Annotated in this window: 8 protein-coding genes, 1 pseudogene and 1 riboswitch; of the genes and pseudogenes, 2 read left to right on the forward strand and 7 right to left on the reverse strand. The window is 74.6% G+C overall.

Annotated elements, in window-relative coordinates; translation table 11 throughout:
• Positions 1 to 4: 4 nt before the first annotated feature.
• The 7 genes and pseudogenes from cobO to BN2279_RS14185 form a co-directional block, all read right to left on the reverse strand.
• Complete coding sequence (gene cobO, locus BN2279_RS14155; protein ID WP_059009448.1) at positions 5 to 601, reverse strand: cob(I)yrinic acid a,c-diamide adenosyltransferase; 597 nt, start codon at positions 599 to 601, stop codon at positions 5 to 7.
• Positions 601 to 2,593, reverse strand: a pseudogene (locus BN2279_RS14160) (putative cobaltochelatase). The gene cobO and the pseudogene BN2279_RS14160 overlap by 1 nt, the downstream one beginning before the upstream one ends.
• The gene (gene cobN / locus BN2279_RS14165; RefSeq protein ID WP_059009450.1) at positions 2,590 to 6,207 is read right to left on the reverse strand and encodes a cobaltochelatase subunit CobN; all 3,618 of its coding nucleotides are present in this window, start codon (positions 6,205 to 6,207) and stop codon (positions 2,590 to 2,592) included. The pseudogene BN2279_RS14160 and the gene cobN overlap by 4 nt, the downstream one beginning before the upstream one ends.
• Positions 6,204 to 7,727 carry a cobyric acid synthase gene (locus BN2279_RS14170; protein ID WP_059009453.1) on the reverse strand — a complete coding sequence of 508 codons (1,524 nt, stop codon included), beginning with the start codon at positions 7,725 to 7,727 and terminating at the stop codon, positions 6,204 to 6,206. Before BN2279_RS14170 ends, cobN begins: the two co-directional genes overlap by 4 nt.
• On the reverse strand, positions 7,724 to 8,659 hold the full coding sequence (locus tag BN2279_RS14175) for a cobalamin biosynthesis protein (protein ID WP_059009455.1): 936 nt from the start codon (positions 8,657 to 8,659) through the stop codon (positions 7,724 to 7,726). The genes BN2279_RS14170 and BN2279_RS14175 overlap by 4 nt, the downstream gene beginning before the upstream one ends.
• Positions 8,660 to 8,807: 148 nt before the next feature.
• A riboswitch (cobalamin riboswitch) is annotated at positions 8,808 to 8,936 on the reverse strand.
• An 84-nt stretch (positions 8,937 to 9,020) separates the two neighbouring features.
• Positions 9,021 to 9,212, reverse strand: coding sequence for a hypothetical protein (locus BN2279_RS14180; RefSeq protein ID WP_059009456.1), 192 nt, complete (start codon positions 9,210 to 9,212; stop codon positions 9,021 to 9,023).
• A complete protein-coding gene (locus BN2279_RS14185) occupies positions 9,209 to 10,459 on the reverse strand; it encodes an inorganic phosphate transporter (RefSeq protein ID WP_059009458.1) in 1,251 nt (416 codons plus the stop codon). Before BN2279_RS14185 ends, BN2279_RS14180 begins: the two co-directional genes overlap by 4 nt.
• A gap of 70 nt (positions 10,460 to 10,529) precedes the next feature.
• Between BN2279_RS14185 and BN2279_RS14190 the strand changes: the two genes are divergently transcribed.
• Both BN2279_RS14190 and BN2279_RS14195 read left to right on the forward strand, forming a co-directional pair.
• A complete protein-coding gene (locus tag BN2279_RS14190; RefSeq protein ID WP_059009460.1) occupies positions 10,530 to 11,213 on the forward strand; it encodes a class II aldolase/adducin family protein in 684 nt (227 codons plus the stop codon).
• A gap of 47 nt (positions 11,214 to 11,260) precedes the next feature.
• Positions 11,261 to 12,397, forward strand: coding sequence for an alpha/beta hydrolase (locus tag BN2279_RS14195; RefSeq protein ID WP_059009698.1), 1,137 nt, complete (start codon positions 11,261 to 11,263; stop codon positions 12,395 to 12,397).
• Positions 12,398 to 12,415: the final 18 nt, after the last annotated feature.

The following is a 12,415-nucleotide window of genomic DNA, read 5'->3' on the forward strand; positions in this document are numbered from 1 at the left end:
GGGCTCACCATTCGATGCCTCGCTGACCCTTCTGCCCGGCGTCCATCGGGTGCTTGACCTTGCCCATCTCGGTCACCAGATCGGCGGCGTCCAGGAGCGCGGCCGGCGCGTTCCGCCCGGTGATCACCACGTGCTGCGTGCCCGGCCGGTCGCGCAGCACCGACACGACCTCGTCGGTGTCGACCCAGCCCCAGTGCATCGGATAGGCGAACTCGTCGAGCACGTACAGCCGGTACGTCTCCGCCGCCAGGTCGCGCTTGACCTGTTCCCAGCCTTCGCGGGCGGCGTCCTCGCTGGTGGCGATGGAGCGCTGCACCCACGACCAGCCCTCGCCCATCTTGTGCCACGCCACGCTGCCGCCCTCGCCGCTGTCGCCGAGCACGCGCAGCGCCCGCTCCTCCCCGACGCGCCACTTGGCCGACTTGACGAACTGGAACACGCCGATCGGCCAGCCCTGATTCCAGGCGCGCAGCGCCAGGCCGAACGCGGCCGTCGACTTCCCCTTCCCGGTGCCGGTGTGCACGACGACCAGCGGCCGGTTGCGGCGCTGCCGGGTGGTGAGTCCGTCGTCGGGAACGACGGACGGCTGTCCCTGGGGCATCAGGCGGCTCTCCTCACGTCTTTGACGAGCGCGGTCACCGTGTCCGCGCGCAACTCGTCGAGGGTGACGGCCGGTCCGCCCAGCTCGCGCGCCAACGCGCCCGCCAGGCCGAGCCGTACCGGTCCGGTTTCGCAGTCCACCACGACCGACGCGGTTCCGTCGGCGGCCAGCAGGCGCGCCGCGCGGCGGGCCCGGTCCACCGGCTCGGGTCCGCCGGTGGCGCGCCCGTCCGTGATGGCGACCAGCAGCGGGCGGCGCGCCGGGTCGCGCAGCCGCTCCACCCGCAGAACCTCGCGGGCCCGCAACAGCCCCTCGGCCAGCGGTGTCCGTCCGCCCGTCGGCAGCGACTCCAGGCGGACGGCGGCGCCGTCGACCGACGAGGTGGGCGGCAGCACCACCTCGGCGGCCGACCGCCGGAACGTCACCAGGCCCACCTTGTCGCGCCGTTGGTAGGCGTCGAGCAGCAGCGACAGCACGGCGCCCTTGACGGCGCTCATCCGCTGCCGCGCGGCCATCGAGCCGGAGGCGTCCACGACGAAGAGCACGAGGTTCGACTCGCGGCCCTCCCGCACCGACTCCCGCAGGTCGTCGCGCCGCAGGACCAGGCCGGTCCCGGACCGGCCGCGCGCCCGCTGGGGCGGCGCGGCGGCGCGCAGGGTGGCGGCCACGTGGAGCTTGCCGAGGGTGCCCCGGGGGCGGCGGTCGCCCGTGGTGCGGCCCCTCTCTCTTCTACACATCTGACGCCGCCCACGGAGAGGGCGGTGGAGGACTCGGAGGCGGTTTCCTCGATCAAAATAAACACGTTAATTACCACTCTGTGTTGTATGACCGTCTGGTAGATATTATGGCACGGGGGCCGCCGTCCCCGGACGGCTCGGGGGCGTCCCGGCCGTCGTCCCGGCCACCGTCCCCGTCGTCGTCCCGGCCGCCGCCCGGGGGAGTCGGCTCGGGATCGTCGTCGCCGTCGTTCCCGCTCCCGCCCCGCGCCTCCTCCAGGGCCTCGTCGAGCTTCTCCTCGTCCAGCCCGGGCGCGTCGAACGGCGAACGGCGCCTGCGGTGGGGCAGCGCCAGCAGCGCCGCCTGCCGCACGTCCTCGGCGAGCACATCGGTCCGGCCCGCCCACGCCGCCAGCGCGGTCGCGGTGCGCGCCATCACGATGTCGGCGCGCATGCCGTCCACCTCGAACGCCGCGCACGTCGCCGCGATCTGCCGCAGCGCCGCGTCACCCAGCCGCACCGAGGGCAGCAACGCCCGCGCGGCGGCGATCCGTTGCCGCAGCGCCTCCTCGTCGTCCGCCCACCGCGCGGCGAACCCGTCCGGGTCGTCGTCGTAGGCGAGGCGGCGCCGTACGACCTCCACCCGCTCGTCGGTCTCGCGGGACGCGGCGACTTCGACGGTCAGCCCGAAGCGGTCCAGCAACTGCGGGCGCAACTCGCCCTCTTCGGGGTTCATGGTGCCGACCAGCAGGAAACGCGAGGCGTACCGGACGGAGACGCCCTCGCGTTCGACGTAGGCGGTGCCCATGGCGGCGGCGTCCAGCAGCGAGTCCACCAGGAAGTCGCTGAGCAGGTTCACCTCGTCCACGTACAGCACGCCCCGGTGCGCCTGGGCCAGCAGCCCCGGCTCGAACGCCTTCACGCCCTCGGCCAGGGCCCGTTCGATGTCCAGCGCCCCGACGAGCCGGTCCTCGCTCGCGCCGACCGGCAGTTCCACCAGCCGCGCGGCCCGGGTGGTCGCGTTCCCCTCGGCCGGGTGCGGCCCGTCCGGGCAGCCGGGGTCGGGCGCGGCCGGGGCGCAGGAGAACCGGCACCACGCCACGACCTCCACCGGCGGCAGCAGCGCCGAAAGCGCCCGCACGGCCGTGCTCTTGGCGGTGCCCTTCTCGCCCCGCACCAGCACCCCGCCCACGGCGGGGGACACCGCGTTGAGCAGCAGGGCGAGCCGCAGATCGGTCATGCCGACGATCGCGGTGAACGGGTAAGCGCTGGTCATGCGTCGCCCTCCAGGTCGCCTTCGAGTTCGAGGTAGGTCCGACGCAGCCGGTCCAGCGTCTCCCGGTCCGGCTCGGCCCACAGGCCCCGGTCGGCGGCCTCCAGCATCCTTTCCGTGATGCCGCGCAGCGCCCACGGGTTGGACTTCTTCATGAACTCCCGGTTCTCCGGGTCGAAGACGTACTCCGCCGCGAGCTTCTCGTACATCCAGTCGTCCACGACGCCCGCTGTCGCGTCGTAGCCGAACAAGTAGTCGACGGTGGCGGCCATCTCGAAGGCGCCCTTGTAGCCGTGGCGCCGCATCGCGGCCATCCAGCGGGGGTTGACGACGCGGGCCCGGAACACCCGGTTGGTCTCCTCGCTCAGCGTCCGGGTCCTCACCTGGTCCGGCACCGCGCTGTCGCCGATGTACGCCTCCGGCGACTCCCCGGTGAGGTGGCGCACCATCGCGACCATGCCGCCGTGGTACTGGAAGTAGTCGTCGGCGTCCGCGATGTCGTGCTCCCGCGTGTCCACGTTCTTCGCCGCGACCTGGATGCGGCGGAACGCCGTCTCCATGTCGCCGCGCGCCGGGCGCCCGTCCAGCCCGCGGCCGTACGCGTAGCCGCCCCAGACCGCGTACACCTCGGCCAGGTCGGCGTCGTCCCGCCAGTTCCGCGCGTCGATCAGCGGCAGCAGGCCCGCGCCGTACGCGCCCGGCTTGGAGCCGAAGATCCGGGACGTGGCCCGCCGCCGGTCACCGTGCCGGGCGGTGTCCTCGTCGGCGTGCGCCCGCACGAAGTTGGTCCCGGCCGGCTCGTCCAGCTCCGCGACCGCCCGCACCGCGTCGTCGATCAGCGCCACCACATGGGGGAACGCGTCACGGAAGAACCCCGAGATACGGACCGTGACATCGATTCTCGGCCGCCCCAACTCCTCGGCCGGCACCACCCCGAAGCCGGTCACCCGCCGCGACGCGTCGTCCCACACCGGGCGGCAGCCCAGCAGCGCCAGGATCTCCGCGATGTCGTCGCCCTGCGTCCGCATGCAGGACGTGCCCCACACCGTCAGCCCCACCGACGCCGGGTAGGTGCCGTGGTCGGCCAGGTGCCGCGCCAGCAGCGAGTCCGCCAGCGCGCTGCCCACGTCCCACGCCAGCCGCGACGGGATGGCCTTGGGATCGACGGAGTAGAAGTTCCGGCCCGTCGGCAGCACGTTGACCAGGCCGCGCGTGGGCGACCCCGACGGCCCGGCCGGGACGTAACCGCCCTCCAGTGCGTGCAGCACGTGCGTGATCTCGTCGCTCGTCCGCGCCAGCCGCGGGATCCCCTCGTCCGCCGCGAACTCCAGGACCCGCACGGCCTCGGGCACATCGGCGCCGACCGCCTCCCGCACGGCGGGCCCCGCCGCCTCCCGCGCCCAGCCGCGCGCCTCCATCGCCTCCACGACCCGGCGCGCGACGCCCTCCAGCAGATCGACGGCGTCGGACGCGGTCCGGCCCTCGCCCAGCGCCTCCGGCACCGCCAGCCGCGCCCCCGGCTCCGCCAGCAACTCGGCCTCGACCAGCCCGTGATGCGCGGCCAGCGCCGCCCGCAGCCCGGGCAGCGCCCCGGCCACGCCACCCCAGACCTGGGCCGAACGCAGCACCGCCAGCGCGAGATTGACGCGCGCCTCGCCCTCCGGGCCGGCGCCCAGGATGTGCAGGCCGTCGCGGATCTGCACATCCTTGATCTCGCAGAGCCAGCCGTCGAGATGGAGCACGAACTCGTCGAACTCGTCCTCGTCCGGCTGCTCCTCCACGTGCAGGTCCCGGTGCAGCTCCGCCGCCCGCACCAGCGTCCAGATCTGGGCCCGCACCGCCGGCGCCTTCGCCGGGTCCAGGTCGCTCACCAGCGCGTACTCGTCGAGCAGTTGCTCCAGCTTCGCGAGATCCCCGTAGGAGTCGGCGCGCGCCATCGGCGGGACCAGATGGTCCACCACCGTGGCGTGACCGCGCCGCTTGGCCTGGGTGCCCTCGCCCGGGTCGTTGACGATGAACGGGTACACCAGCGGCAGTTCGCCGAGCACCGCGTCCGGCGCGCAACTCCGCGACAGCCCCAGCCCCTTGCCGGGCAGCCACTCCATCGTGCCGTGCTTGCCGAGATGCACCACGGCGTCGGCGCCGAAGGTGTGGTCCAGCCAGCGGTACGCGGCCAGGTAGTGGTGGGACGGCGGCATGTCGGGGTCGTGGTAGATGGCGATCGGGTTCTCGCCGAAGCCGCGCGGCGGCTGGATCATCAGCACCACGTTCCCGAACCGCAGGCACGCCAGCACGATGTCACCGCCGTCCACGTACAGCGAGCCCGGCGGTTCGCCCCAGTGCTCCCGCATCGCGTCCCGCAGCTCCGGATCGAGCCGTTCGAACCAGGCCACGTAGTCATCGAGCGGCACCCGCGCCTCGGCGGCGGCGAGTTGCTCCTCGGTGAGCCACTCCACGTCGTGACCGCCAGCCGCGATGAGCCGGTGGATCAGCTCGTCGCCCTCGCCCGGGTGGTCCCCGATCGTGTACCCGGCCTCCGCCAGCGCCGTCAGCAGCCGGACCGCCGAGGCGGGGGTGTCCAGGCCGACGGCGTTGCCGACACGGGAGTGCTTCGTCGGGTAGGCGGTGAAGACCAGCCCGAGGCGCTTGTCGCTGTTCGGCTTGTGCCGCAGCGCCGCGTACCGGACGGCGATCCCCGCGACGCGCCCGGCCCGTTCGGGGTCCGCGACATAGACCGGGACACCGTCCGGGCCGTCCTCCTTGAACGAGAACGGCACGGTGATCAGCCGCCCGTCGAACTCCGGGATCGCCACCTGCATCGCCGCGTCCATCGGGGACAGCGCCGCGTCGGACTCCTCCCACGCGGCGCGCGAACCGGTCAGGCACAGGCCCTGGAGCACGGGCACGTCCAGCTCGGCCAGCGCGCCGACGTCCCACGCCTCGTCGCCCCCGCCGCTCTTGCCGCCCGCCGCCAGCACCGTGGCGACCAGCGCGTCCGCCCGGCCCAGCAGCTCGTACAGCCCGGGGTCGGCGCCGCGCAGCGAACCGCAGTACACCGGCAGGGCGTTGGCGCCGTGTTCCTCGAGCGCGTCGCACAGCGTGTCCACGAACGCGGTGTTGCCCGCCAGTTCGTGCGCCCGGTAGAACAGCACGCCCACGGTCGGCCGGTCCGGCTTGTGCGCGCGGGCCCCGTGGGTGCCGAACGCGGGCATGGGCCGGGGCGGCGCGAAGCCGTGGCCGGTCAGCAGCAGCGTGTCGGACAGGAAACGCGCCAGCTCCGCGAGATTCTCCGGGCCGCCCGCCACCAGATACGCCAGCGCCTCGGCGACCACCCCGGCGGGCGCCGTGGAGGCCGCCATCAACTCGGCGTCCGGCGTGGACTCGCCGCCCAGCAGCACGGCCGGCAGCCCGGAGCCGAGAACGGCGGCGCCGCCGTCCTCCCAGGCCCGCAGCCCGCCCAGCAGCCGCGCCACGACGAGGGCCGCACCCGCCAGCAGCGTGGGCAGATCCGAACCGGCGTCCACCCGGGAGGGGTTGGCGATGCGGTAGTCGGCGCCCGAGGCGCGGGCGGCCAGCAGATCGGTGTCGGCGGTGGACAGCAGCAGCACGGTCGTCATGGCGCTCCCGGCGGGATGAAGGGGAGGCCGTCGGGGACGCCCTCCTCGATGAGCCGCAACAGGGCGGCGGTGTCGGCGTGTTCCTCGATGAGATCGCCCAGCCGGTCGAGCTGCTCCTCGCGCAGCGCGCCGAAGCTGGTGTCCGGGGCCGGGACGAACGCCCGGCCGGTGTCCGCCGCGATCCGGGTCAGGAACGCCCGGCGGAAGTCGTCGCTCTCCAGCGAGCCGTGCCAGTGGGTGCCCCACACGGACCCGGCGCGGCAGCCGTCGAGGAACGGCTCGCCGCCCCGGACGTCCGCGACGCCATGGTGGATCTCGTAGCCCTCCACGGGGTGACCGAGGGCCCGGCCGGACGGCCTGGCCAGGGTCTTGCCGGGCTCGAACCGCACATGGACCGGCAGCAGGCCCAGTCCTTCGACCCGGCCCTCCCGGGACTCGACGTCGTCCTCGATGGTCTCGCCGAGGATCTGGAAGCCGCCGCAGATCCCCAGCACCGGCCGCCCCTCGGCGGCGCGCCGCGCGAGGGCGCCGGCCAGGCCGCGTTCCCTGAGCCAGGCCAGCGCCCGGACGGTGCCCCGGGTGCCGGGGATCACCACGAGGTCCGCGTCGGCGAGTTCCTCCGGCCGGTCGGTGAACCGGACGGCGACGCCCGGCTCGGCGGCCAGGGCGTCCACGTCGGTGAAGTTCGACATCAGCGGGATGGCGACGACGACGACCCGCAGCACGTCCCGGCCGTGCGGCGGGGCGGCGCTGGTCTCGCGGACGGTGCCGCGCAGCGACATCCGCAGCCCGTCCTCCTCGTCGATGCCCAGGCCGTTCCGGTGGGGGAGTACCCCGAGGACCGGCCGCCCGGTCAGCCCGCGCAGCATGTCCAGTCCCGGCGTCAACAGGGTCGGGTCGCCACGGAACTTGTTGACGACGTAGCCCGCGATCAGCCGCTGGTCCGCCGCGGACAGCAGGGCGGTGGTGCCGAAGAAGGAGGCGAAGACGCCGCCCCGGTCGATGTCCCCGACGACCACGACCGGCAGCCCGGCGGCGCGTGCCAGGCCCATGTTGACGATGTCGCCGCTGCGCAGGTTGATCTCGGCCGGGCTGCCCGCGCCCTCGCAGATCACCGCGTCATGCGTGGCGCGGAGTCGGTCGAGGCAGTCGGTGACGGTCGGCAGCAGCCGGGTCCGGCGCCCGGTGTGGTAGCCGCGGGCGGTGACCTCGCCGACCGGCCGGCCCAGCAGGACGACCTGACTGCCGCGGTCGCTGCCGGGTTTGAGCAGCACCGGGTTCATCAGCGCGCTCGGCTCGACACGGGCGGCGGCGGCCTGCATGGCCTGCGCCCGGCCGATCTCGGCGCCGTCGCGGGTGACGAACGAGTTGAGCGACATGTTCTGCGCCTTGAACGGCGCCACCCGCACGCCCTTCCGGGCGAGCCACCGGCAGATCCCGGCGGTGACGACGCTCTTCCCCGCGTCGGACGTGGTGCCGGCGACGAGCAGCGCGCCTCCGCGCCGGCCGGTGTCGTTCACCTTCGCTCCTCCCGCAGATGGCTCACCGCGCAGCACGCGGCGAGAGTCAGGACCGCGACCCGGCGCGAGAGGCGGACCGCGCGGTCGATGTCCGCGATCTCCACCGCCCGCCCGGGGGAGTTGAGCACCGGGCGGTGCTCCACCCGCCCGGCGTAGGAGAGCGTGCCGCCCAGCCGGACGCCCAGCGCTCCCGCGAACGCCGCTTCCACCGGGCCCGCGTTGGGGCTCGGGTGGCGGTGCCCGTCGGCCCGCCAGGCCCGCGCGGCGTCCCGCGGCCGGGGCCCGGCCAGGGTCGCCAGAACGGCGGTGAGCCGGGCACCCGGCCAGCCCGCCAGATCGTCCAGCCGGGCCGAGGCCCAGCCGAACCGCCGGTAGCGGGGCGAACGATGGCCGACCATCGCGTCCAGGGTGTTGACCGCGCGGAACGCGGCGAGCCCCGGCACCCCGGCGAGCGCGCCCCACACCAGGGCACCGACCACCGCGTCCGACGTGTTCTCCGCCACCGACTCCACCACGGCCCGCGCCAGGGCCGGTTCGTCCAGGGCCCGCGGATCGCGCCCGCACAGCCGGGGCAGCAACTCCCGTGCCCGCGCCACGTCTCCGGCCGCCAGCGCGTCACCGATACCGCGCGCCTCCCGCACCAGGCTCGTGCCACCCAGAACGGCCCACGCGGTGACGGCCGTCACCGCCCCGCGCCCCGCGCGCCCGCGCGCGAGCCCGGCGAGCGCCGCCGCACCGGCGGCCGTTCCGCCGACGCACAGCGCGGCGTGCAGCACCCCGGCGGCGCGGGGGTCGCGCCACAGGTGACGTTCGAGGGCGGCGGCGGCGCGGCCGAAGGCGGCCACGGGATGTCCCCGGCGCGGGTCACCGGTCAGGAGATCGCCGAGAAAGCCGAGGGCCAGGCCGTACGCCGTCGCATGAGAGGCGCGCATGAGGTCAGCCGGCCTCCGTCGCACCCCGGACGGGCACGGCGGCACGGCGAGGCCGCCGCGGGCGCGGGGAGACCAGGAAGAAGGGGCCAGTCATGGCGGTGTGTCCTCACTCAGGGTCCGCGCCCTGGTTCGACGTGACCGGCGGTGAGAGTCTCCTGGCTTCCGGATCGGCGCTATCCCCCGGCCTTCCAGCCCCAGGCGGGACCGTGACGTTCGGGTGGGGGAGCACTCCCCGGTGACAGTGGCGGGACCGCGCCGGATTCACCCCGGCTTCCTCTCCTGCCGCCGTTTGGCATCGATGAGTCCACCATGGGCCGGAAGCGGCGTCAACTCCCTGTTGAAGCCGCTTCCGGCCCACGGGTCAGGTCGCGACGATCCAGATGCCGTATCCCACGGCGGCGGCACACGCCGTGAAACAGAGGTAACCGGCCGAGCGCAGCGGCGACTTGGCGCCTCCGGTGCGGATGCCGACGGAGAACAGGCCGACCACGGCCACGGTCAGCACCACCGAGACGACAATCACTTGGCCGAGCGTGGCCCAGTCCACCGTCACAGCGACACCTCCGGAGCGGCAGCGGGAGCGGCGACGGAAGGAGCGGCGGGAGCGGCGGGAGCGGCGGGCGCCGGGATGACGACCCGCACCGGCCCGGGAACGGCCGCCGCCCCGGACCCGCCGGGCCCCGAACCGGCAGAGTCCGCCACGTCGTTCACATTCGAGTGGTCCACCGGCCGGCGCCGGGACAGCACCCAGATCCCGGCCGAGGCCCCGACGAGCAGCGCCGCGACCACGCCCACACCCCAGTCGCCACGCTCCGCCAGCAGCGCGCCCGCCGCGCCGATCAGCCCGGCGGCCGGCAGCGTCAGCCCCCACGCGACCACCATGCGCGTCGCCGTGGACCAGCGGACCACGGCCCCCTCGCGGCCCAGACCGCAGCCGAGCACCGCGCCGGAACAGACCTGTGTGGTGGAGAGCGCGAACCCCATGTGCGAGGAGGCGAGGATCGTGGTGGCCGCGCTGGTCTGGGCGGCGAAGCCCTGCGCGGGCTGGATGTCGGTGAGGCCCTTGCCCATCGTGCGGATGATGCGCCAGCCACCGAGGTACGTGCCCAGCGCGATCGCGGCGCCCGCCGACGCGATCACCCACACCGGCGGGTCGGAACCGGGGGCCAGCGCGCCGCCGGCGATCAGCGCCAGCGTCATCACGCCCATCGTCTTCTGCGCGTCGTTCGTGCCGTGGGCGAGGGAGACGAGCGCGGCGGAGGCGATCTGGCCCGTGCGGTACCCCTTGGCGGCGGCCTTCTCGTCGGCGCCGCGCGTGACGCGGTACGTCAGGCGCGTCGCCAGCAGCGCCGCGCCCCCGGCGACCAGCGGCGCGGCCACGGCCGGTACGAGGACCTTGGTGACGACGGCGTCCCCGTTGACGGCGCCGGTGCCGACCGAGGCCAGCGTCGCGCCGATCAGGCCGCCGAACAGCGCGTGCGAGGAACTGGAGGGGAGGCCCGCCAGCCACGTCAGCAGGTTCCATACGATGGCCCCGGCCAGCCCGGCGAAGATCCCCTCGGGCTGGACGCCCGCCTCCTCGTCGATGATGCCGCCGGAGATCGTCCGCGCGACCTCGACCGACAGGAAGGCGCCGAGCAGGTTCAGCGCCGCCGACATGGCCACGGCGGCCTTGGGCCGCATGGCGCCGGTCGAGATCGTGGTGGCCATGGCATTGGCCGTGTCGTGGAAGCCATTGGTGAAATCGAAGGCCAGAGCGGTGATGAGCACGATCGCGATCAACAGCGTGATGTGTTCCATATACCCGGACAATCGTTCGGCGGGCGGGGTGACAAACGCCGTTAACGTAAGGTGAACAGGTGAACGAAAGATGAACTGGCGGCATCGGATCGCTCCCCGCCCGAAAGTCCCGTCCGCGTGGCGCGACGCCTGGCGCGAACTCGTCGCCCACGCCCGCCGGACCGTCACCGAGGGCCTCGTCGTCGGCACCTCGGGAAACCTGTCGGTCCGCGTGGACGACACCGTCCTCGTCACCCCGTCCGGCGTCCCCTACGACCGCCTGGGCCCCACCGACCTCCTCGCCGTGGACCTCACCGGCCGCCCCCGCGCCGGCACCCTCGCCCCGACCAGCGAACTGCCCATGCACCTGGCGATCTACCGCGCCACGGACGCCACCGCCGTCGTCCACACCCACGCGGTGCACGCGACGGCCGTCTCCACGCTCGTGGACGAACTCCCCGCCGTCCACTACATGACCGCCGCCCTCGGCGGCCCGGTCCGCGTCGCCCCCTACGCCACGTACGGCAGCGAGGAACTCGCCGCGCACATGCTCACGGCCCTGGAGGACCGCACCGGCTGCCTCCTGCGCAACCACGGCACGATCGTCCACGGCCACGGCCTGCGCCAGGCGTACGACAACACGGCCCAGTTGGAGTGGATGTCCCGCCTCTGGCTCACCGCCGCCGCGATCCCCGGCCGCACCCCCACCCTGCTCCCCCCGGAGGAGCTGACGAAGGTGGCGCGCAAGCTCCGCCACTACGGCCAGACCCGCTGACCCCGCCCGAATGGCGGAGTCCGCCCGGTGCGCCCATGCTGGAGTGCATGCGTCGGCACACGACGGCGGCCATGGCCGCCACCACACTGCTGGGTGCCGGAGCGGCCGTGGCCACGGTCGCCGCCGGCCGTTGGGCCGCCGGGGCCGCCCTGGGGGCCTCGCAGCCGCCACGGCCCGCCGGATTCGGGCGGGAACGGCTCACCGTGCACGCCACCGGCCCCGGCCGCGTCACCCTCACCCGCACCGTCCGGTCCGAACGCCCCGGCGTCTACGGCCTCACCGCCCCGGACCGGCACGCGATCGCCGGCCCGGTCATCGGCGACGTGTTCGGCGGCCCCGACACCGTCGTCCGCACCCTGGAGAGCGGCGACCTCACCCCCGGCTCCACCGTCGAGCTCACGCCCCGCCTGCACACCGGCGACCCGCGCACGGCCCTGGACATCCCGTTCACCGACGTGTCCGTCCCCGGCGACAACGGCCCGCTGCCCGCCTGGTTCGTGCCCGGCCCGCGCACCACCTGGGTCGTCGCCCTGCACGGCCTGGGCGCGACCCGCGAACACCCCCTGAACCTGCTCCCGTTCCTCCACGCGCACCACTTCCCGGTCCTGATCCCCGCCTACCGGGGCGACGCCGGAGCACCCCGCCCCGGCGACCGCGTCCACCACCTCGGCGCCACCGAGTGGCACGACGCCGAGGCCGCCGTCCGCTACGCCCTCCGGTACGGCGCCGAACGCGTCGTCCTCCACGGCTGGTCCACCGGCGCCACCATGGCCCTGCGCCCCGCCGTCCAGCCCCCGCCCCACCAGCGCGTCGCGGGCCTCGTCCTCGACTCGCCCGTCCTGGCCCCCGCCGCGACCTTCCGCTCCCTGGCGTCCGAACGCGGCGTGCCCGGCCCGCTCCTGCCGTTCGCCCTCGGCGCCGCCAACGGCGGCTTCGGCCTCGACACCGGGGACCGGCCCTCCGGCCACCCCCCCGGCCACGGCGGCGCGCCCCTCCCGGTCATGATCTTCCACGGCCCCGACGACACCGTCGCGCCCTGGCGGACCTCCCGCGAGATGGCCGCCGCCCACCCCGAGGCCGTCCCCCTCCACACCGTCCCGCACGCCGAGCACGCGGCCATGTGGAACGCCGACCCGGCCGCCTACGAGGAGCGCCTGCGCCGTTTCCTCACGCCTCTCATGTGAGCCGCCGAGCGGGAGGTT

Source organism: Streptomyces specialis (assembly GCF_001493375.1).
Classification (GTDB): Bacteria; Actinomycetota; Actinomycetes; order Streptomycetales; family Streptomycetaceae; genus Streptomyces; species Streptomyces specialis.